Annotated in this window: 18 protein-coding genes; 10 read left to right on the forward strand and 8 right to left on the reverse strand. The window is 71.5% G+C overall.

Annotated features, from left to right (window positions below; all coding sequences use genetic code 11):
- Nucleotides 1-16: 16 nt before the first annotated feature.
- The 6 genes from DMH12_RS14930 to DMH12_RS14955 all read right to left on the reverse strand — a co-directional run bounded on the left by DMH12_RS14930 (nt 17) and on the right by DMH12_RS14955 (nt 7374).
- Entirely contained in the window at nt 17-1804 is a 1788-nt protein-coding gene (locus DMH12_RS14930; RefSeq protein ID WP_125492050.1) for an ABC transporter ATP-binding protein, read from the reverse strand.
- Between the two features lie 2 nt (nt 1805-1806).
- Nucleotides 1807-2862 carry an iron-siderophore ABC transporter substrate-binding protein gene (locus tag DMH12_RS14935; protein WP_125492051.1) on the reverse strand — a complete coding sequence of 352 codons (1056 nt, stop codon included), beginning with the start codon at nt 2860-2862 and terminating at the stop codon, nt 1807-1809.
- 87 nt (nt 2863-2949) lie between these two features.
- A complete protein-coding gene (locus DMH12_RS14940; RefSeq protein ID WP_125492052.1) occupies nt 2950-3810 on the reverse strand; it encodes an ABC transporter ATP-binding protein in 861 nt (286 codons plus the stop codon).
- 38 nt (nt 3811-3848) lie between these two features.
- Nucleotides 3849-4937: a FecCD family ABC transporter permease gene (locus tag DMH12_RS14945; protein ID WP_399187392.1), complete on the reverse strand. Its 1089-nt coding sequence runs from the start codon at nt 4935-4937 to the stop codon at nt 3849-3851.
- Nucleotides 4938-4948: 11 nt separating this feature from the next.
- Complete coding sequence (locus tag DMH12_RS14950; protein ID WP_125492054.1) at nt 4949-6007, reverse strand: iron ABC transporter permease; 1059 nt, start codon at nt 6005-6007, stop codon at nt 4949-4951.
- Nucleotides 6008-6018: 11 nt separating this feature from the next.
- On the reverse strand, nt 6019-7374 hold the full coding sequence (locus DMH12_RS14955; RefSeq protein WP_125492055.1) for a lysine N(6)-hydroxylase/L-ornithine N(5)-oxygenase family protein: 1356 nt from the start codon (nt 7372-7374) through the stop codon (nt 6019-6021).
- A gap of 180 nt (nt 7375-7554) precedes the next feature.
- On the opposite strand from DMH12_RS14955, the gene DMH12_RS14960 reads away from it, so the two are divergent.
- Entirely contained in the window at nt 7555-8502 is a 948-nt protein-coding gene (locus DMH12_RS14960; RefSeq protein WP_125492056.1) for a methionyl-tRNA formyltransferase, read from the forward strand.
- Between the two features lie 74 nt (nt 8503-8576).
- On the opposite strand, the gene DMH12_RS14965 is transcribed toward DMH12_RS14960, so the two are convergent.
- A complete protein-coding gene (locus DMH12_RS14965) occupies nt 8577-8816 on the reverse strand; it encodes a DUF5302 domain-containing protein (protein WP_125492057.1) in 240 nt (79 codons plus the stop codon).
- Nucleotides 8817-8855: 39 nt separating this feature from the next.
- Nucleotides 8856-10721 carry a CocE/NonD family hydrolase gene (locus DMH12_RS14970; RefSeq protein WP_125492058.1) on the reverse strand — a complete coding sequence of 622 codons (1866 nt, stop codon included), beginning with the start codon at nt 10719-10721 and terminating at the stop codon, nt 8856-8858.
- Nucleotides 10722-10926: 205 nt separating this feature from the next.
- On the opposite strand from DMH12_RS14970, the gene DMH12_RS14980 reads away from it, so the two are divergent.
- The 9 genes from DMH12_RS14980 to DMH12_RS15020 all read left to right on the forward strand — a co-directional run bounded on the left by DMH12_RS14980 (nt 10927) and on the right by DMH12_RS15020 (nt 21842).
- Complete coding sequence (locus DMH12_RS14980; RefSeq protein ID WP_125492060.1) at nt 10927-11661, forward strand: N-acyl homoserine lactonase family protein; 735 nt, start codon at nt 10927-10929, stop codon at nt 11659-11661.
- 62 nt (nt 11662-11723) lie between these two features.
- Nucleotides 11724-12158, forward strand: coding sequence for a PGPGW domain-containing protein (locus DMH12_RS14985; RefSeq protein ID WP_125492070.1), 435 nt, complete (start codon nt 11724-11726; stop codon nt 12156-12158).
- Nucleotides 12159-12229: 71 nt separating this feature from the next.
- Nucleotides 12230-13165 carry an alpha/beta fold hydrolase gene (locus DMH12_RS14990; protein WP_125492061.1) on the forward strand — a complete coding sequence of 312 codons (936 nt, stop codon included), beginning with the start codon at nt 12230-12232 and terminating at the stop codon, nt 13163-13165.
- A gap of 178 nt (nt 13166-13343) precedes the next feature.
- Nucleotides 13344-16352 (forward strand): family 16 glycoside hydrolase, encoded by a 3009-nt coding sequence (locus DMH12_RS14995; protein WP_125492062.1) that lies wholly within the window; start codon nt 13344-13346, stop codon nt 16350-16352.
- A gap of 115 nt (nt 16353-16467) precedes the next feature.
- Nucleotides 16468-17298: an ammonia-dependent NAD(+) synthetase gene (gene nadE / locus DMH12_RS15000; protein ID WP_125492063.1), complete on the forward strand. Its 831-nt coding sequence runs from the start codon at nt 16468-16470 to the stop codon at nt 17296-17298.
- A 244-nt stretch (nt 17299-17542) separates the two neighbouring features.
- A complete protein-coding gene (locus DMH12_RS15005; protein ID WP_125492064.1) occupies nt 17543-18388 on the forward strand; it encodes an MIP/aquaporin family protein in 846 nt (281 codons plus the stop codon).
- A 25-nt stretch (nt 18389-18413) separates the two neighbouring features.
- A complete protein-coding gene (glpK, locus tag DMH12_RS15010; protein WP_122619255.1) occupies nt 18414-19937 on the forward strand; it encodes a glycerol kinase GlpK in 1524 nt (507 codons plus the stop codon).
- A 70-nt stretch (nt 19938-20007) separates the two neighbouring features.
- Nucleotides 20008-21114 (forward strand): AI-2E family transporter, encoded by a 1107-nt coding sequence (locus DMH12_RS15015; protein WP_125492065.1) that lies wholly within the window; start codon nt 20008-20010, stop codon nt 21112-21114.
- Between the two features lie 74 nt (nt 21115-21188).
- Nucleotides 21189-21842, forward strand: coding sequence for a maleylpyruvate isomerase N-terminal domain-containing protein (locus DMH12_RS15020; RefSeq protein ID WP_125492066.1), 654 nt, complete (start codon nt 21189-21191; stop codon nt 21840-21842).
- The last annotated feature ends 214 nt before the right edge of the window (nt 21843-22056 follow it).

Raw genomic sequence — 22056 nt, forward strand, 5'->3', positions numbered from 1 at the left:
GCCTAACCACCCTTGTCTAACTGCCCTCTCTCCAGGCCCGCCACAGCCGCGCGTACCGGCCGCCCAGCGCCACCAGTTCCTCGTGCGTCCCCTCCTCCACGACCCGCCCGGCGTCCAGGACGGCGATCCGGTCCGCCGCCATCGCCTGGGTGAGCCGGTGCGCCACGAACAGCGTGGTCCGCCCGGCGCACGCGGCGAGCACGGCCCGTTCCAGCTCGGCGGCGCCCTCGCTGCCCGCCTCCGCCGTGGACTCGTCCAGCACCACCACGGGTGAGCGGCTCAACACCAGCCGGGCGAGGGCGACCTGGGCGACCTTGGTCACGTCGAGGCGCTCACCGCCCTCCCCCACCAGGGTGTCCAGTCCCTCGGGCAGGGTGTCGACCCACCGGTCCGCGCCCACCGTCCGCAGGGCGTCGGCGAGTTCGGCGTCGGTGGCCTCCGGCGCGGCCAGCCGCAGGTCGTCGGCGAGCGGCCCGGAGAACACGTGTGTCTCCTGGGTGAGGATGGTCACCAGGGACCGCGCCCCGGCCTCGTCCAGTCCGGCCAGGTCGGTCGTCCCGACCCGCACCGCCCCCGCCTGCGGAGTCCCGATGCCCGCGATCAGCGCGGCCAGCGTCGTCTTCCCCGCGCCCGTGGCGCCGACCAGGGCGAGCGAACCGCCGGCGGGGATCGTCAGGTCGACGTCCCTGAGCACCGGCTCCTCGGCGCCCGGGTAGGTGAACGTCAGCCCCTCCACCCGCACCGGGTGCGCCCCGGCCGCCGCGGGCCCGACGGAGGCGTCGCCCACCAGCCGGTCCTCGGCGTCCTCGCCAATCACCCCGACCAGCCGGGTCAGGCTCGCGCCCGACTTCTGCGCCTCGTCGAAGGTGAACATGATGGCGCCCAGCGGCGTGAACAGCCGGTGGAAGAGCAGCGGGGCCGCCGACACCTCGCCGAGCGTGGCGGCGTCGGCCTCCAGCAGGGCGTACCCGACCACCAGGATGAGCGTGAGACCGATGAACTCGGCGCGGTTCTCCCGGCCGACGAACCGTCCGAAGAACCGGAACACCTCGATCCCGAGATCGCGCACCCGCCACGACTCACGGGTGACCTGCTCGCGGAAGGCGTCCTCCAGCCGGTACGCCCGCACCGTGTCGATGCCGTTGAGACCGCTGATCAGGGCCTGGGCGCGGTCGGCCTGGGCCACCCGCTGCCGCTGGTAGAGGGGGGCGGAGCGCGGGAGGTACCAGCGCAGGGCCAGCGCGTACGCGGGCAGCGCGCCCGCGCCCGCGAGACCGAGCCGCCAGTCCAGGCCGAACATGCCGGCCGTGGCGATGACGACCAGCACCCCCGCCGAGAAGACCGTGGGCACGGCGGTACGGATGCCCTTGGACAGGACGGCCACGTCGTCGCCGACGCGGGACAGCACGTCGCCGCGGCCGACCTGTTCGACACGGGCGCTGGGCATGGCCAGCACCGCGCGGACGGCGCCCTCCCGCAGCCGGGCGAGCAGGTCGGCGCCGAGCCGCCCGATCAGGTACGTCGACACCGCGGTGGCGGCCGCGCCGAGCAGCGCGGCCGCCACCATCACGGCGCCGATCGTGACCAGGACCGAGCGCGACTCACCGCCCACCACCGCGTCGACCACCTGGCCGAGCAGCAGGACCGGGAGTACCTGGAGAGCCGCTCCGGCCACCGTGGTGAGTGCCGTGGCGAGGGTCAGCCACGGCACCTCACGGCAGTGCGCCCCGACCCAGCGGGTGGCTTCGCGTCCGGTCGCCGTACGCAGGGCGGCCGGGGCGACCCGGGTGTCCGTGACGCTCACACCTACCCGGCCGACTTGACGAGTTCGTCGACCGCGTACGGCATCGACAGCAGGGTGCCCTGGGAGATGGCCGCGCCGACCGCCGGGCCCTCGCTGTCCAGGAGGTAGGTCACCTTGCCGTTCTTGGCGGCGTCGAGGTTGGTGAAGAGCTTGAACTTCTTCAACGCGTCCTGGTCCGCCTTGTCGTTGATGACGAAGACGCGGTCGACGTCGACCAGGTCGACGCGTTCGGGCGAGAGCGTGGTGTAGAAGTCGCCGCCGGCGACCTCGTCGATCTTGGTCTGGTACTTGAAGCCGATGCCCGTCAGCAGGCGTCCGCGCACGTCGGTGGAGGTGAAGGGGGCCACCGAGTCCTTGTACCAGGAGAGTGCGACGGCGGTCTGGTCCGCGAACTCGGGGTGCGCCTTCTTGGCCGTGTCGAGCTTGCCCTGGATGTCGGTGACCATCTTCTCGCCCTCCTCGGCCTTGCCGAGGGCCTTGGCGATGTGCAGGGCGTTGTCCTGCCACGGGGCGCTGAACGGCTCCTTCTCCGCCTTGGTGCGTCCCACGGTCGGCGCGATCTTGGAGAGCTTGTCGTAGGCGGCCTGGTCGACCTCGGAGTACACCGCGATGATCAGGTCGGGGCGCAGGGCGGCGATCTTCTCGAAGTTTGGGCCGGTGTCACCGTTCTTCATGACGACCTCGGGCTTGGCGTCGCCCCACTTCTCCTTCACCCACGGCCACTGGGTGTTGATGTCGGGGCTCCGACCCTCCGGGTTCGGGTACTGGTCGACCATGCCGACGGGCTTGACGCCGAAGGCCAGGACGGTCTGGTCGTCCGTGTAGCCGACGGTGACGACCCGCTCGGGCGCCTTGGCGACCTTCGTGGTTCCGAACGCGTGCTCCACGGTGACGGGGAACGCGCCGGCGCCGGCGGTCGGCTTGTCGCCGCCCGCGCTGTCCGACGAGTCGTCCGAGTCGGAACCGCACCCCGCGAGGAGGCCGACGCCGAGCGCGGCGGCGGAGAGTGCCGCCGCCAGTCGTCGCCAGGGCGTCATACGCGTCGTTCTGAGGAGCATGCGGAGATCCCTTGCTGTCGCGCCGTCCACTGCGCCCCGTTCTGAGGGCAGCAAACCTTATCGCGCCTGAGTGAGGTTAGCCTACCCTCACCGCGACAACTCTGGTGAGACCGGGCCGAGTTCCACGTGGGCCCGCCCGATGGGCACGATGAGGGGCCGGTCCCCCACGGGGTCGTCGATCACCCTGGCGCGCAGCCCGAAGGCCTCGTGCAGCAGTTCGGCCGTGATGACCTCCCGCGGATGCCCCTGGGCCAGGATCGCCCCGTCCCGCATCACGACGAGGTTGTCGCTGTAGCGGGTGGCGAGGTTGAGGTCGTGCAGCACCATGACGACCGTGCACCCGGACTCGTGCAGGTCGTCCACCAGGTCGAGCACGTCGATCGCGTGTGCCAGGTCCAGGTAGGTGGTCGGCTCGTCGAGGAGCAGCAGATCGGTCCCCTGGGCCAGGGTCATGGAGATCCAGACGCGCTGGCGCTGACCGCCGGAGAGCGAGTCGACCGGACGGTCCGCGAGGTCGGACACCCCGGTCATGGCCAGCGCGCGGCCCACCACGGCCGCGTCGTCCGACGACCACTGCCGCAGCCAGCTCTGGTGCGGGTGGCGGCCCCTGGCGACCAGGTCGGACACCGTCAGGCCCTCCGGCGCGACCGGTGCCTGCGGCAGCAGTCCGAGCTTCTTGGCGACGTCCCGGGTCCTGAGCCCCGCGATGTCCTCGCCGTCCAGCACGACCGTGCCGCTGGTCGGCTTCAGCAGCCGGGACAGGGTGCGCAACAGGGTCGACTTCCCGCAGCCGTTGGGGCCGATGATGGTGGTGATCACCCCCGGCGGGATCGCCACGTCGAGCCCGTCGATGACCGGCCGGGCCCCGTACCCGACCGCCACTCCCCTGGCGGCCAGCCGCGTGGCGCCGACCGCCCTCCCGGCCCCGGTGATGGACTCAACGGCCACAAGGCCCCCTCTATTAGGCTCGCCTTACTTTGTACCAGCTATCGGCGGTTCGCCCGCACCAGCAGGTAGACGAGGAAGGGTCCGCCGATCGCCGCGGTGACCACCCCGACGGGCAGCGAGACCGGCAGCGCGGTGCGCGCGACCAGGTCCGATCCGGTCAGCAGCAGGGCGCCCACCATGCCGGAGGCCGCCAGCGGCGGCGTCGGGCACCTCGCCAGCCGCATCGCCACCTGGGGCGCCACCAGGGCCACGAACGGCACCGGTCCGGCCGCGCTCACGGCCACGCCGGCCAGCAGCACGGCGCACAGCAGCAGGACCGCGCGCACCGCCCCGTAGCGGACGCCGAGACCCGCGGCGATCTCGTCGCCGAAGTGCATCGGCTTGAACTGGAAGGCGGCGCACGACACGACGGCCAGGAGTGCGAGCGTGCACCACAGCGCCACCCGCACCTCGTCCCAGGACCGGTTGTCCAGCGAACCCACCAGCCACGCCTGGGCCCGGGCGACGTCCCTGATGTCGGCGGTGACCAGCAGCCAGGTCGTGATCGCCTGCATGACGGCGGTCACCGAGATGCCGATGAGGATCAGCCGGAAGCCGTCGATCCCGCGGCGCCACGCCAGGAAGTAGACCAGCAGGCCGGTCCCGAGCCCGCCCGCGAGCGCCGCCACCGACAGGCCCACGGAGTCGACGACGGCCGTCGCGGCGCCGCCCGACACCGTCACCAGGAACACCGCCACCGCGCCCGCGCCGCTGGTGATGCCGAGGACGTCGGGGCTGGCCAGGGGGTTGCGCGCGATGGACTGGGTGAGCGCGCCGGACACCCCTAGCGCGACGCCCACCACGAGCCCGGCCAGCGCGCGGGGCATCCGCAGGTCCAGGACGACGAACTCGTCGACCTGCTCGCCCCGTCCGACGATGGTGGCGAGGACCCGGGGCAGCGCGATGGGGAAGTCCCCGACGCCGATGGACAGGCAGAACACCAGGAATGCCGCCGCCGCCAGCAGCAGCGTGACGCCCGCGGTCCAGGGCCGCCACACGAACGACACACCGCCGAGCCGCACTCCCGGCGCCACCGGCGCGCTCACGTCCGCCCCGCCCGGCCGCACGTCCGTCCCGTCTGCCTTCACGTCCGCCCCGCTCACGTGTTCTTGAACTTTCCGCGCCACACCAGTACGGCGAAGAACGGCGCCCCCAGCAGCGAGACGACGACCCCGGCGTCCAGCTCCCCCGGCCGCACCACCAGGCGCCCCACGATGTCGCAGACGAGCAGTACCACCGCGCCGAGCAGACCGGCGTACGGCACCAGCCAGCGGTAGTCCGGTCCGGTGAGGTACCGCGCGACATGGGCCACCATGAGCCCGAGGAAGGCGATGGGGCCGCAGGCCGCGGTGGCCGCGCCCGCCAGCAGGGTGATGGCGACGATGCCGGCCGTCCGGCTCCGCGCGACGTTCACCCCGAGCCCGCGCGCCACGTCCTCACCGAGGTTGAGGAGGTTGACGGCGGGCAGCGTGGTGAGCGCGAGCAGCAGCCCGGCGGCGATGAACGCGGACACCGGCCCGATGACGTCGAAGCCGACGCCGGCCAGTGAGCCCGCGTTCCAGAACCGCAGGGCGTTCAGCGAGGCCTTGTCCGTCAGGGAGACCGCCGTGGTCATCGCCGCGAGGAAGACCGCGATCCCCTGCCCGGCCAGGGCGAGCGTCAGCGGGTTGCCCGCCCCCCGGCCGATGCTCGACAGTCCGAAGACCACGGCACCGGCGAGCCCGGCACCGAGGAACGCGAGCCAGACGTACAGGAACGGGTCGGTCAGGCCGAGCAGGGCGATCCCGGAGACCACGGCGAACGAGGCGCCGGCGTTGATCCCCAGCAGCCCGGTGTCGGCGATCGGGTTGCGGGTGTACCCCTGGATCAGCGCCCCGGCGGCCCCGAGGGCGACGCCCGCCACGACCGCGAGGACCGTGCGGGGCACCCGCACGGTCCGCACGATGAGCCTGATCTCGGTGAGCCGCTGGTCGGCCTCGGGTGCGGCCGTCAGCCCGTGCCAGACCTCGGCGGGGGTCAACGCCCGCGCGCCGACGGCCAACGAGGCCGCCGCCGCGAGCACGAGCAGCACCGCGAGTACGCCCAACCCGGCGACCCGTCGGCGACGGGCCTCCGCCGTGCCCCCGGGCGCGGGGCGCTCAACCGCAGTCGTGGTCATGGCGACGTAGACTAACGCGCGCCGCCGCCGGCTCCGTCGGCGATGGTCAGGGCCTCGTCGGAAGCGGACTTCAGGTTCCGGTCGACCAGGGACTCCAGGATTTCGCCCACCCTGATCGCGGTGTTGGAGAGCAGCGACGACGTGATGCCGTGCGTGTGCTCCGTACCGCCCTGGAGATAGATGCCGCAGCGCAGTGCGGGGTCGGTGGCGACGCGGTAGTCGCGCTCGACGCGCACCAGGCCCTCGTCGTCGCGCAGGCAGCGGTCCGCGACCTCGCCGAGCAGCCCGAGGGGGTCGGCCGCGAGGTAGCCGGTGGCGAAGACCACGACGTCCGCGTCGAGGAACGTCTCCTCGCCGGTGACCAGGGAGGTCACGGTGGCACGGACCCGGTCGGCGGTCTCCTTGACGTCGGTGAGCCGGGAGACGTTGAGGAAACGCAGCCGCTCGGTGCCGAGGACCTTCTCCCGGTACATCTGCCGGTACAGGTCGTCGATCAGGTCGATGTCCACCACGGAGTAGTTGGTGTTGCCGTGGTAGTCCATCAGCCGGCGTTTGACGCTGCCGGGCGCGGCGAAGTAGTCGTCCACGGCGGCCGGGTCGAAGATCCGGTTGGCGAAGCCGCTGTCGTCGGCGGGACTGTAGCCGTAGCGGGCGAAGACCGCGCACACCTCGGCCCCGGGGAAGCGGCGGTGCAGGTAGGCGACGTTCTCCGCGGCGCTCTGCCCGGCGCCGACGACCACGAACCGGGAGGGCGAGGTGCCCTCCAACGCGTCGACCCGCGCCAGCAGTTCGGAGTTGTGCCAGACCCGGTCGCCGCGCTCGACGCCCTCCGGCATCAGCGGGCGCAGGCCGGTGCCGACGACGAGGTTGCGCGCCCGGTGCACCTCCAGTCCCTGGCCCGAACGGACCGTCACCTCGAGGTGGTCGACGGCTCCGTCACGCTCCACGGGTGCGACGCCGACCACCTCGCGGCCGTAGGAGACCTGGTCGTCGACCTTGGCGGCGGCCCACTCGAAGTAGTCGTGGAACTCCACGCGCAGCGGGAAGAGGTTCTTGTGGTTGATGAAGTCGATCAGCCGGCCCCTGCTCTGCAGGTAGCAGAGGAAGCTGAACTCGCTGGCCGGGTTCCGCAGTGTCACCAGGTCCTTGAGGAAGGACACCTGCATCGTCGCGTCGTCGATCAGCATGCCGCGGTGCCAGCCGAAGCGGGGCTGCTGCTCGAAGAAGCGGGCGCTGACCTCCTCCTGACTGCCGGCCTGTGCGTTGTGCTCGCGGATCGCGATCGCCATGGCGACATTGGACGGGCCGAAGCCGATGCCAATGAGGTCGTGGACCAGCGGTGCGTCATCAGGAAGAACCTGTGACATGTCACTCCCATTCTGCGGGACAGCCGGAAACTTAGGTTAGCCTAAGCTAATGCCCTGGTGCTGTCGAGAGGGCGAACCGGCGAGTACGGCCGTCAACTGGTCCGTCTCACAACGCCGTTGCATACTAAGGCAAGCCTTGCCAAACTTGCCGGATCAGTCCCTGCTCTGAGGAGGTACCCCATGCGGGTCGTCATGTTCGGTTACCAGACCTGGGGGCACCGGACCCTGCAAGCCCTCCTGGACTCCGAGCACGACGTGGTACTGGTCGTGACCCACCCCAAGAGCGAGCACGCCTACGAGAAGATCTGGAGCGACTCCGTCGCCGACCTCGCCGAGGAGCACGGCGTCCCGGTACTGATCCGCAACCGCCCCGACGACGACGAGTTGTTCGAGCGCCTCAAGGACGCGGACCCGGACATCATCGTGGCCAACAACTGGCGGACCTGGATCCCCCCGCGCATCTTCGGGCTCCCCCGTCACGGCACGCTCAACGTGCACGACTCACTGCTGCCGAAGTACGCCGGGTTCTCCCCGCTGATCTGGGCCCTGCTCAACGGCGAGTCCGAAGTGGGCGTCACCGCCCACATGATGAACGACGAGCTGGACGCCGGCGACATCGTCCGGCAGGAGGCGGTGCCGGTCGGGCCGAGGGACACCGCGACGGACCTGTTCCACAAGACGGTCGGCCTCATCGCCCCGGTCACCGTGGGCGCGTTGGGCCTCATCGCCGCCGGGCAGACCGAGTTCACCAAGCAGGACCGGTCGCAGGCGAGCTTCTTCCACAAGCGGTCCGCCGAGGACATCCGGATCGACTGGAACTGGCCGGCCCAGGATCTGGAGCGCCTGGTCCGCGCCCAGTCCGAGCCCTACCCCAGCGCCTTCACCTTCCACCGGGGCAGGCGGCTCGAGGTGCTCGCCGCGGTGGTCTCGCAGGGCCGCTACGGCGGTACGCCCGGCCGCGTCTTCTACCGCGAGGGCGACGGCGTGGTGATCGTCGCCGGAGCCGACGCGCGGGCGGGCCGCAGTCACGGCCTGGCCATCACGCGGGTGCGGACGGAGGACGGCCGGGAGCTGTCCGCGACCGACTACTTCACCTCGATGGGCGGCTACCTGACCAGCCGCCCGTGACCGGCCGCGCATGACGGACGGGGCCCGACCGTGCTGCCACGGTCGGGCCCCGCCGCGTACGACCGGTCGCGGCCTCAGCCGCTCTTGCGCCGGAACGACCGCTGGCTGGCGGCCGGACCGTGGGTACCGCGGATCTTCGCCACGTCGGCGTTCGCGGCGAGGGCCGCGGCCTCCGCCTGCTTGCCGCGCTTGCGCTCCAGGGCCTCGCGGAACTTGCCCTTCAGGTCGTACTGACCGTCCTCGTCGGGTGTCAGGGCGGGGCGTTCGTCCTCCGCCGGTTCCGAACCTGCCTGCGATGAAGACTCTTCAGTCATGACGACCTCCTGGGCTCGGACAATCAGGAGCACAGCTTGTCACGGCCGGCGACCCGGAACCACCGAAAATGTCCCCGGCCCGGCCGGCAGGGTCACCGTGTACTGACTCAGGTAGGTGTCCAGGTACGGCGACCGGTCACCGGGGGTGGCGACGTCGTCGGCCGGGTCGTCGAGGGCGAGCCGCAGCCTGGCGTCACCGACCCGGATCGTCTCGCCGGAGGGGGTGTCCCGCCAGGACCCGGTCTGGACCGACCCGATCTCCACGGCCAGCACGTGCCCCGCGGCCAGGGTCCAGTCGGTGGCCTTCAGGTCGACGGTCAGGCGGCCGGAGTCCACCAGGGAGACCTGTTCGTCGAACATGACGGCGGTGCCGTCCGGAGCGACGTCGTACAGCTTGACCATGACGTTGCCCTCGCCCTTCGCCTTCAGGGACAGCCGAGGGGTGCCGGTGACCCGTACGGACCTCTTCAGCGGCTCGGACCACACGAAGAAGCTGGAGGCGACCTCACCGTCGTGCTGACGCTCCGCCAGCTCCGCGGCCAGTCCTTCCGGGGCCGGGCGCTCGATCGCGGGGGCGTTCTCCATGTCCCACCGGCCGGTCGGCTGCGGCGGTGCCGCGGGCGCCGGCCGCCCCGGTGCGGCCAGCGCCGCGCGGGCTGACGCCCCGCCGTCGTCGACGTAGGAGCCGTCGCCGAGCGAAAGGGTCACCGACCGCTCCGTGACCGGCCAGGTGCGCTGGGCACGCCACGCGCCGGTGGAGTCCTCGACGGCGTAGGCCGGGTAACGCACCGACGGCCGTACGCCCTTGAGGTACTGGTCGTAGAACGACAGGGTCTCGTCGTACCAGCCCTCGCGGCCCATCGCCAGGCGGCCGTCACCGGTGCGGTCCCCGCCGCGCACGTGGTCCCACTGGCCGACCCAGCCGCGCTCGGGGCCCCTGTGGTTGTCGAGGTACTCCTCCATCTCCTCGGGCTTGGTGTTGTTCTCGATGAAGCCCTGCGTGACGAACAGCGGGGTGTCGCTGCCCTTCGCCATCCTCGCCAGGTCACGGGAGGTCCAGTGCTCGTCCCGCTGGTCGGATATCCGGTAGCCGGCCGAGTTCTCGGTCAGGCACTCCGGATGGGTCTCCTCGTGCCGCGCGGCCGCTCGGTAGCGCGGGTCGTCGTCCGGCATGGGCGCCATGGTGGCGATGGAGTTGTAGGCGTTCGCCGTTCCGGTCACGTTCGGGCGGGGCACGCCGTTGGAGTAGATGTACTGGTACATGTCCCACAGCGGCTCCTGGGCGACGACGGCCTTGAGCGCGCGCTGGTCCAGGTTGTTGCCGATGAGTCCGGTGACGGCGTCGTACGACTTGCCGTACATGCCCACCGCGCCGGTGGACCACGGCTGCCGGGACGCCCAGTCGATCGCCGCCCGGACGTCCGCCTGTTCGCCGGGGCCGCCCCAGTCGAGACAGCCGGTGGAGCCGCCGAAGCCGCGCAGGTCCACCATGACGAAGGCGTAGCCCTGGTCGAAGAGGTCGGTGCCCTCGATGAAGTCCTGGAAGCGGGCGGACGGGCCGGTGTGGGTCCACCCCTCCGGCCCGGTCTGGCCGGCGTGGGCGAAGTACGGGCCGACGGACAGGATCACCGGCACCTTCTCACGCCGTGTCAGCCCCTCGGGAAGCAGGACGTCGGCGTGGAGCCGGGTGCCGGAGCGGTCGGCGGACGGGAAGTAGTGCTGGGTCCAGACCGAGCCCTCCGGGACACGGTCGTTCTCCTCGTGCGTGACGGGGTCGGCCGTGGGGGCGGCCGGCCGGGCCTCCTCCTCGTGCGCGGCGACGGCGGGACCGGCGAGACTCGCTGTCAGGGCGAGGGCGGCGACCAGGGCCGAGGCGCTTCGGGCGGCGGCGCGACGTGCTCTCACATGCTCCTCCTTGAACGTTGGGTGCAGGTGGTGCAGGTGGTGCAGGTGGTGCAGGTGGTACCGGTGGTGCAGGTGGTACCGGCGGTGCAGGCTGCTGTGCAGGTTTAGCAGTGCGGCCTCAGGTACGTCGACGGGGCGTCCAACTCCGCTTCTGCCGTGGGCAGATCCCGGCCGACGCGCTCACACGGCCTGTGAACATGGGGAGATGGCGATGAACCCGGCGGTACTCCGCCTTGACCTGGGACAGTTCATCCGGCCGGCCGAGGAGACCGGCGGGCCGCGGCCGCGCGTCGAGCCCGTGCTCGCGTATCTGGTTCGGCACGAGCGGGGGCTCCTCCTCTTCGACACCGGGATGGGTGACGCCGACGCCGGGACCGAGGCGCACTACCGGCCCCGGCGGCGGGGGCTGCGGGCGGCGCTGTCGGCGGCGGGAGCCGCCCCCGACGAGATCACCCTGGTCGTCAACTGCCACCTGCACTTCGACCACTGCGGCGGCAATCCCCTGCTGGCCGGCCGGCCGATCCTGGTGCAGGACGTGGAGCTGGCCACCGCCCGCGCGGGCGGCCACACCTTCGACGAACTCGTCGACTTCCCCGGCGCCGTGTACGAGGAGCTGACCGGCGAGGCCGAGGTCTGGCCGGGTGTCCGGATCGTCCCCACCCCCGGACACACCGCGGGGCACCAGTCGCTGGTCGTCGGGCAGGACGACGGCACCGTGATCCTCGCGGGGCAGGCACACGACTTCGCGTCGGAGTTCGGCTCGGACCAGCTGGCCCGCGAGGCCGCGCTGCACGGCACGGCACCGCCGCTCCCGGAGTACCGGCCCTGGCTGGACCGGCTCGCCGACTTCGACCCCCGGCGCGTCCTCTTCGCCCACGACTGCTCGGTCTGGGAACCCTCTCGCCCGTCCGGAATCGCCCGCACCGCGAACCCTGCCTAGGGTTGAAGACGCCGGCCGAACCGGAGTTCTTGCCGATCGCGATCGCGGGAGAGTGGGGCGCCATGGCGCGCGGTGTCGAATCGATCCGGCGGACCGCACTCGGTGCCGTCGGCGCCGTCCTGCTGGTGATCGGCGTCGCCCTCCTGGTGCTGCCCGGCCCGGGCCTGCTGCTCGTCTTCGCGGGGGTGCTGCTGCTCTCGCGCGCGATCCCGGCGCTGGACCGGTTCGTCGCCCCCGCCCGGGCGCGGGCGATGCGCGCCGCCGAGGAGAGTGTCTCCTCCCGCTGGCGGATCGCCGGGGCCGTGCTCGTGGGCCTGTTCCTCCTCGCCGCCGGCGTGGTGTGGGGCCTCTTCCCCGAGCTGCCGTTCTCCGGGTGGGCCACCGGGGCGAGCCTGATCATCTCCGGCTGCGTCCTCTTCGCCCTGCTCGTGTGGAGTCACCGCCGCGTCCGGGCGCAGCGCCGGGAGCCGGAGCCTCCCGGGGACCGCGCGCGTTGACCAAACGGGACAGCGTTCCGTATATTAAACGGGACATTGTTTCGTTTCCTGCGCGCGAAGGACACCTCACCGTGCACGCCACACTTCCCACGCCCGTGCTCTCCGTCGCCCCGGTCACACTGCCCGCCCCCGGCCGCGCCGTGGACCTCCAGGTCCGGGTCTCCGCACCCGTCACCGGCGGCGAGCTGCCGATCGTGCTCCTCTCGCACGGACAGGGCCGCTCGAACCACCTCTCCTCCCTCGACGGATACGCGCCCCTCGCCCACTACTGGGCGGCCCACGGCTTCGTCGTGATCCAGCCGACCCACCTCAGCTCCCGGAGCCTCGGCCTGGACCCCGGCACCCCCGGCGCACCCCTCTTCTGGCGCTCCCGCGCCGAGGACATGACGCACATCCTCGACCGGCTCGACATCCTGGAGGAGGCGGTTCCCCAGCTCTCCGGCCGGCTGGACCGGGACCGCGTCGCCGTGGCAGGACACTCGATGGGCGGACACACCCCGAGCCTGCTGCTGGGCGCCCGGCTCACCGACCCGGACGACGGCAGGGAGGTGGACCTGACCGAACCCCGCATCAAGGCGGGCGTCCTGCTGGCGGCGCCCGGCCGGGGCGGCGACGCCCTCAGCGGGTGGGCGGCGGCGAACCTGCCGTTCCTGCTGGCCACGGACTTCTCCACGATGACGGCACCCGCGCTCGTGGTCGCCGGCGACAAGGACGACTCGCCCCACCTGACGGTCGGCGGGCCCGAGTGGCACGCCGACCCCTACACCCTCGCCCCGGGCCCCAGGTCCCTGCTCACCCTCTTCGACGCGGAACACGGGCTCGGCGGGATCGCCGGATACGACGTCGCCGAGACCACCGACGAGAACCCCGGGCGGGTGGCCGCGGTGCAGCGGCTCACCTGGGCCTACCTGCGCGGCGCGCTGTACGCGGGGGACACGGCCTGGCGGGCGGCGGGCGAGGAGCTGACGGCCGGACCGAACCCGTCCGCGCGCCTCGAGTCCAAGTAGTTCCCCCAACCACGCGGCGGGGCAGCCCACTTCGAGCGCCGGGAACTTTGAACACATCGATGACAAAGTATGGACATGCCAAGCGGAAGTCTCCTACCTTTGCGGCGGAACCACCGTCCTGCCGCTCATGACCGGAGCGATTTCCGGCACGGTCCGGTCCCCACCCACTGGAGGACCAATGCCCCCACGGCTGTTCTCGCGCGCCCGAAGACACCTCATCCTCCTGCTGGCGTCAGCAGTGTCCGTCGGCGGCGTCCTGGCGGCCCCGGCGTCTTCCGCCGCCCCGGCTGACATCCCGCCGCAGGAACCCGGGGTCACCATGCGGGTGTTCGACGTCCAGACGCCCCTGAACGAGCTGTGCACCCTCAAACCGGGCCAGACCCCCAACCACGACAAGCTGATGCCGACGGTCGACTGGTCCAGTACGGCCGACTTCGGCGGCATCGCCGACAACTTCGTGACGGAGGCGTCCGGTTACCTCGTCGCCCCCCGCGACGGCACCTACGCGTTCCGGCTGGTCAGCGACGACGGCTCCCGGCTCACGCTGGACGGCACCACGGTGATCGACCACGACGGCCTGCACGGCGCCGAGCCGAAGGACGGCACGGTCGAACTCACCGCCGGCGCGCACCCGCTGCGCGTCGAGCACTTCGACCGCGGCGGTGGCCAGCAGCTGCAACTGTCCTGGATACCGCCGGGCGAGAGCGGCTTCAGCGTCGTGCCGCAGGAGGCGCTGAGCACCGACGCCGGGGTGGTCCGGGTGACGGCGCCGGGCCGCAAGGAGTGCGAGGCGGGCACCGACACCCCCGGCGACGGCCTGCCGCTGAACTCGGTACGCCCCGACCTCACCCTCACCGACCTGCGCCCCGAGGGGTTCGAGCCCCAGGTCAGCGGCATGGACTGGCTGCCCGACGGGCGTCTCGCGATCAGCACCTGGGGCGGCACCGACAACGTTGCCGGGGAGGTGTACCTCCTCGACAACGTCACCGGCGCGACCAGCCGCGACAAGGTCACCGTCAAGAAGGTGGCCGAGGGGCTGCGCGAGCCGATGGGCATCAAGTACGTCGACGGCGCGCTCTACGTGTCGCAGAAGCACGAACTCACCCGGCTGGTCGACGAGGACGGCGACGAGGTGGCCGACGAGTACCGCACGGTCGCCACCTGGCCGTACGGCGGCAACTTCCACGAATTCGCCTTCGGGCTGCTCTACCGCGACGGGTACTTCTACGTGAACCTCTCCGTCGCCATCGACCTGGGCGGCGCGACCACCACACCGCAGCCCGCGCCGGGCCGCGGGACGACGTACAAGGTCAGCAAGAAGACCGGGAAGATCAGCCCGGTCGCGGGCGGGCTGCGCACGCCCAACGGCATCGGCTGGGGCCCCGGCGGCGACCTGTTCGCCACCGACAACCAGGGCGGATGGCTGCCGTCCTCGAAGCTCGTCCACGTCAAGCAGGACCGCTTCTTCAACCACTACACCGACCCCGCGGGCCCCTTCGAGAAGTCCCCGGTCACCGAGCCGGTGCTGTGGCTGCCGCAGAACGAGATCGGCAACTCGCCCTCCACGCCGCTGTACGTGAGCAAGGGCACCTTCGCCGGTCAGATGCTGATCGGCGACGTCACCTACGGCGGCCTCCAGCGCGCCTACCTGGAGAAGGTGAGGGGCCAGTACCAGGGCGCCGTCTTCCGCTACACCCAGGGCCTGGAGGCCGGGGTCAACCGGATCTCCGTCGGCCCCGACGGCGCGGTCTACGCCGGCGGGCTGGGCGCGGACGGCAACTGGGGGCAGGAGGGCAAGCTGAAGTTCGGTCTGCAGAAGCTGACGCCGAACGGCGGCAACACCTTCGACATACAGAAGATGCGGGCCGTACCGGGCGGCTTCGACCTCACGTACACCCAGCCGGTCTCCGAGGAGACCGCCGCGGAACTCGCCGACCGCTACCAGGTCGAGCAGTGGGGCTACACGCCGACCGCCGACTACGGCGGCCCGAAGATCGCCGAGGAGGAGCTGGCCGTGCGTTCGGCGACCCTCTCCGGCGACGGGCGGACCGTGCGGCTGCGGCTGGACGGGCTCAAGCCGGACCGCGTGGTGCACGTGCGCTCCCCGCGGCCCTTCAGCTCGGAGTCCGGTGAGGCGCTGTGGAGCACCGAGGCCTGGTACACGCTCAACGAGATGCCCGGCAAGCAGCCCCCGCCGGCCACCCTGTACGAGGCCGAGGAGGCGCGCCTGACGGGCAAGGCCGGCATCAACACCGACCACGCCGGCTACTCCGGAAGCGGGTTCGTCGACCGCTACGCCACCGAGGGCGAGGTGGCCACGACGTTCGACGTGACCGTCCCGAAGTCGGGCACCTACGACGTGGGCCTGCGCTACTCCAACGGCCCGGACCCCTTCGAGGGCACCAAGTCGCTGTCCCTGTACGCCAACGGGAAGAAGGTGCGGCAGACGCGGCTCGACTCCACCGGGGACTGGGACACCTGGTCCACGCGCACCGAACGGCTGAAGCTGCGCGCGGGCCACAACACGGTGTCCTACCGGTACGACGCCGGGGACACCGGCCACGTCAACCTCGACCTGGTGACCGTGCACCCGCGGGGCGCCCGCGTCGCCCTGTTCGACGGCACCGCGGCCTCGCAGGAGCAGTGGCAGCACACGGACGGGCGGCGGGTGGCCTGGCCGCTCGCCGAGGAGAGGTCGATGGAGGTGTGCTGCGGTGACATCCGCACCAAGGACGCCTACCAGGACTTCAAGCTGCACGTGGAGTTCCGCGTCCCGCTGCTGCCGCCCGAGGTGACCGGACAGGACCGCGGCAACAGCGGCATCTTCCTCCAGGACCGCTACGAGCTGCAGATCCTCGACTCCTACGGTGACACCACCCTGGACACCAACGAGGCAGGTGCGATCTATCTCAAGAAGGCGCCCGACACCAACGCGGCCGCGGCCCCGGAGACCTGGCAGACGTACGACGTCGTCTTCCGTGCCGCCCGCTTCGACGACAGCGGCCGCAAGACCGCCGACGCGCGGGTGACGGTGATGTGGAACGGCGAGAAGGTCCACGACGGCATCGTTCTCGACGGGCCCACCGCCTCCGGCCGGGCCGAGACACCGGCGGCCGGGGCGATCCGGTTGCAGGACCACGGGAACAAGGTCCGCTTCCGGAACATCCGGGTGGAACCGCTCACCTGACCGGCGAGCGCGCGGGGCGGCCCCTGACGGCCGCCCCGCGTCTCCCGCTCCGGGCCGGAGGCCATCGCTCGGTAGGGTGAGTGGCCGAGGCCCTGCACATCGAACAAGGAGCGGCATGAGCGAGCCGGCGTCCATCGCCCTGCAACTGGAGATCGCCCGGGAACTCGAGGTCGCGGAGACCTTCGACGCCGACCGGGAGATCGAACGCCGGGTGGCCTTCCTGGCCGAACGGCTGACCTCCACCGGGCTGCGGTCCCTCGTGCTCGGCATCAGCGGGGGTGTCGACTCCACCACCGCGGGCCGGCTGTGCCAGCTCGCCGTGGAGCGGGCCCGGGCCGCGGGCCACGAGGCGCGCTTCTACGCCATGCGGCTGCCGCACGGCGTCCAGGCCGACGAGCACCACGCCCAGCTCGCGCTCTCCTTCATCCAGGCGGACCAGGTGCTGACCGTCGACATCCGGCCCGCGAGCGACGCGGCGCTCGACGCCCTGCTCGCCGCCGACGTGACGTTCCGCGACGACCACCACCAGGACTTCGTGCACGGGAACATCAAGGCCCGGCAGCGCATGATCGCCCAGTACGCGGTGGCCGGGGCGCACCAGGGCCTGGTCGTCGGCACCGACCACGCGGCCGAGGCGGTCTCCGGCTTCTTCACCAAGTTCGGCGACGGCGCCGCCGACCTGGTACCGCTGACCGGTCTCACCAAGCGCCGTGTGCGCGCCCTGGCGGACCGGCTGGGGGCGCCCGCCGAGCTGGTGGGCAAGGTGCCGACGGCCGACCTGGAGTCCCTCGACCCCGGCAAGGCCGACGAGGAGGCCCTCGGCGTCACCTACGAGGAGATCGACGACTTCCTGGAGGGCAAGCGGGTCAAGGACGAGGCCTTCCAGAGGATCGTCACCCGCTACCGGCAGACCGACCACAAGCGCAGGCTGCCGATCGCGCCCTGAGACAGCCCGCCGCCTGCGCCGATCACTCGGACGGAGCACTGCGGGTGGTCCGGCTGATTCCGCGCACCCCGGTGCTCGACGTCGTCCACCCGCAGGCGTGGGAGGAAACGTACGGCACCCGCGTACGAGGTGACCACCCGTCACGCTTGTCCCTTATGTGCGGTTTGTCGGAAGCGACCTTAGTCTGTCCGAGCAGAGGCTCGAACAGTCGACAGCCGGTCATGCCGGCGGAAGGTGAGCTTCCATGGCTGAGCGGCTCAAAAGACACGGTCTGATCGGTGAGGTGTCGGCCGAATTCGCCGGCACGATGATCCTCATCCTCTTCGGCTGCGGCGTGGTCGCCCAGGTCGCGGCGGGCGGTGCCCTCACCGACCCCGCCGGCGGCCTCGGGGACCACGACAGCATCGCCTGGGCGTGGGGCTTCGGTGTCACGCTCGGCGTCTACGTGGCGGCCCGGCTGAGCGGCGCCCACCTCAACCCGGCGGTGACCCTCGCCCTCGCCACCTTCAAGGGCTTCCCCTGGCGCAAGGTGCTCCCGTACGCGCTGGCCCAGACGGCGGGCGCCTTCGTGGCGGCGCTCATCGTCCGCTGGAACTACAGCGAGGCCCTGGCGAAGGCCGACCCCGGGCACACCATCAAGACGCAGACGGTGTTCTCCACGCTTCCCGCCAACGGCAACCCGGCGCTCCCGGTGCACGAGTGGGGCGCGTTCCGCGACCAGGTCATCGGCACCGCCATCCTGCTGCTGCTGATCCTGGCCGTCACGGACATGCTGAACACCCCGCCGGGCGCGAACCTGGGCGCCTTCATCATCGGCCTGATCGTGGTCGCGATCGGCATGGCCTACGGCACCAACGCCGGCTACGCCATCAACCCGGCCCGTGACTTCGGCCCCCGGCTGGCCAGCTTCCTCACCGGGTACGGGGGCGCGTGGCGAGATCAGTACGGGAATCTGTACTTCTGGGTGCCGATCCTCGGTCCGCTGATCGGAGGCGTCCTCGGCGCCGGTCTGTACAAGGTCTTCGTCGGCCGGTTCCTGCCGACCGCCGAGCCCGAACCGCCGGGGCGTGTCCCGGCATCAGAAGGCTGACACCGGCCGGAGAGGCGGCACAACCATGGCGGACTTCATCGGCGCGGTGGACCAGGGGACCACCAGCACCCGATTCATGATCTTCGACCACGGCGGCAACGAGGTCGCGAAGCACCAGCTGGAGCACGAGCAGATCCTGCCGCGCTCCGGGTGGGTGGAGCACGACCCGGTCGAGATCTGGGAGCGCACCAACTCGGTGATGCAGAACGCGCTGCGCAACGGCGGCCTGTCGGGCAGCGACCTGGCGGCCATCGGCATCACCAACCAGCGCGAGACGACGGTGGTCTGGGACCCGCGCACCGGCCGTCCCTACTACAACGCCATCGTGTGGCAGGACACCCGCACCGACGCCATCGCGGCCAACCTGGAGCGCTCGGGACGGGGCGACGTCATCCGCCGCAAGGCCGGGCTGCCCCCGGCGACGTACTTCTCCGGCGGGAAGATCCAGTGGATCCTGGAGAACGTCGACGGCGTCCGCGAGGCGGCCGAACAGGGGAACGCCGTGTTCGGCAACACGGACTGCTGGGTGCTGTGGAACCTGACCGGCGGTCCCGACGGCGGCATCCACGCCACCGACGTGACCAACGCGAGCCGCACCATGCTGATGAACCTGGAGACGCTCGACTGGGACGACGAGCTGCTGGGCTTCTTCGGGATCCCGCGGAGCATGCTGCCCACCATCAACCCCTCCTCGCACCGGGAGGCGTACGGCACCACCCGGACCTCCCGGCCGCTGCGCGCCGCCGTTCCCATCACCGGCGTCCTCGGCGACCAGCACGCGGCGACCGTCGGGCAGGTGTGCTTCTCGCCCGGCGAGGCCAAGAACACCTACGGCACCGGCAACTTCCTGGTCCTCAACACCGGCACGGAGCTGGTCCGTTCGGAGCACGGCCTGCTCACCACGGTGGCCTACCAGTTCGGCGACAGCCCGGCGGTCTACGCGCTGGAGGGCTCCATCGCGGTGACGGGTTCGGCGGTGCAGTGGCTGCGCGACCAGATGAAGATCATCAAGACCGCCGCGGAGAGCGAGGAACTGGCCCGTTCCGTCGAGGACAACGGCGGCATGTACTTCGTCCCCGCCTTCTCCGGCCTGTTCGCCCCCTACTGGCGCTCCGACGCCCGGGGCGCGATCGTCGGGCTCGCCCGGTACAACGACAACGCGCACCTGGCGCGGGCGACGCTGGAGGCCATCTGCTACCAGAGCCGTGACGTCGTCGTGGCCATGGAGCAGGACTCCGGCGTCCACCTGGACGTGCTCAGGGTCGACGGCGGTGTGACCGCCAACGACCTCTGCATGCAGATCCAGGCCGACGTCCTCGGAGTCCCGGTCAGCCGACCCGTCGTCGCGGAGACCACCGCGCTCGGCGCGGCCTACGCGGCGGGGCTCGCGACGGGCTTCTGGCGGGACACCGACGAACTGCGCACGCACTGGCGCGAGTCGAGGCGCTGGGAACCCCAGTGGTCCGAGGAGCGGCGCGCGGAAGGTTACGCCGGCTGGAAGATGGCCGTGGAGCGCACCCTCGACTGGGTCAAGGTGCCCGAGAGCTGAGCACGGTCGCGGGTTCCCGCGGAGACCCTCACTCCCGGGGACGGCGGGGCTTGCCCATAGGGTGACCCCCATGTCTGCCAGATTGAGTTCCGCGAGGACCCGCGCCGCGCTGCGCACCGGCGCCCGCGTCTCTGCCGAGTTGCTGATCGTACTCGTCATGCTCGCGGTGGCCCTGTGGCTCCTCGGCCGCATGTGGTCGATCGTGTGGCCCCTGATAGTCGGTCTGCTCCTGACCACGCTGACCTGGCCCGCGGCCCGTTTCCTGCGCCGGCACGGCTGGCGCCCCGCGCTCGCCGCGGCGACGGTCACCGTCGGGTTCCTGCTGGCCCTCCTCGGCATCGGGGCGCTGATCGCGGTACCGATGTCGTCCCAGACCGGGGAGTTGACCGACGGTGTGGTCGAGGGCATCGAGCGGCTGCGCGAGTGGGCCGCCGGTCCGCCGCTGAACATCGGCGACGATCAGATCACGGGTGCGCTCGACTCGGCCATGGCCCGCCTCCAGGACAGCGTCGGCAGCGTGGTGACCGCCGTGACCACGGGGGTGAGCGCCGTGGTCAACGGTCTGATCACCGCGGTGCTGGGCCTCTTCCTGATGTTCTTCTTCCTCAAGGACGGACCGCGGTTCCTGCCGTGGCTCACCCGTCAGCTGCCCGGCCGGCTGGCCGGCGACGTCCCGGCCGTGGCCCTGCGTGCCTGGGAGACCCTGGGCTCCTTCGTCCGCTCGCAGGCACTGGTGGGCCTGCTCGACGCGGTCTTCATCGGACTCGGCCTGTGGATCCTGGGTGTGCCCCTGGTCCTGCCGCTGGCGGTGCTGACGTTCGTGTCCGCGTTCGTCCCCATCGTGGGCGCCCTGTTCGCGGGCTTCGTCGCGGTGCTCATCGCGCTGGTGTCCAACGGGCTGACGGACGCGCTGCTCGTGCTGGCGATCATCGTCGTCGTACAGCAGTTGGAGGGCAACGTGTTCCAGCCCATCATCCAGAGCCGCGGCCTCGGTCTGCACGCGGCGGTGATCCTGCTGGCGGTGACGCTGGGCGGCAGCCTGGCCGGGATCGTGGGCAGTCTGCTCGCGGTGCCGATCGCGGCGCTGATCGCGGTGGTCTGGAACTACGTGCGCGAGCAACTCGTCGAACCACCGGAGGAACCCGCTCAGGCACCGGCGGCGCCTGCGGGGGCCTGAGCGTCCGGCCGGGCGGGCAGCGGCGGGCGGGAAACCGGTCGCCGCCGCGGCACGGGTGCTGTTGGCTTGCGGTCATGGATCTCTTCACCAGCTCATGGTCGGCCCTGCGCACGGCCGTCGCCGAGCTCGCCGACGAGGACTTCGCACGGCCGTCCGGCTGCACCGGCTGGCTCGTCCGGGACCTGGTGTGCCACCTGGTCATCGACGCCCAGGACGTCCTGATCACCCTGGCCACCCCGGCCTCGTCGGAGCCGACCCGGTCCGCGGCGACCTACTGGAACGTCGTCAAGACCCCCACGGGCGACGACCCGCTGGACGCGCTGACCGTCCGGCTGGCCGCCGCCTACCAGGAGCCGTGGCTGCTCAAGTTCCATCTGGACGACGTGGGTTCGGCCGCCGGCCGCGCCGCCGGACTGGCGGACCCCGCCGCCCGCGTGGAGACCCGGGACCAGGTGCTCACGGCGGGCGACTACCTCTCGGCGTACGTCCTGGAGTGGACGCTGCACCACCTCGACCTCGTCGCCCGCCTCCCGGACGCGGCCACGCCTCCCGCCGAGGCGCTGTCCGGGGCCCGGGCGCTGCTGGAGCAGATCGTCGGGGAGGAGTTCCCCCGGTCGTTCGGCGACGCCGACGCGCTGCTGGTGGGCACGGGCCGGCGTGCCCCGACCGCGGCGGAGACGACGGCACTGAGCGGGCTCGCCGCGCGGCTCCCCTTCGCGCTGGGCTGAGACGGCGCCGGTACCGCGCCCATCGAGCGGCCGGTCAATCCCGCGGCCCGGTGCGCCGGCGGGTGGCGTGGAGAGTGCCGAGCAGGTCTAGGGCGATTCGTTTGGATCACTCCCGCTCAGCGAGGTTGCCTGTGATGATGTCCGTGTGACTAACCGCGTCAGCGCTCTGATCTCGGCCTTCGGCGTTCTTGCCAGCACGGTGTTGCTCGCCGGC

It is taken from the genome of Streptomyces sp. WAC 04229 (assembly GCF_003947455.1).
GTDB lineage: Bacteria > Actinomycetota > Actinomycetes > Streptomycetales > Streptomycetaceae > Streptomyces.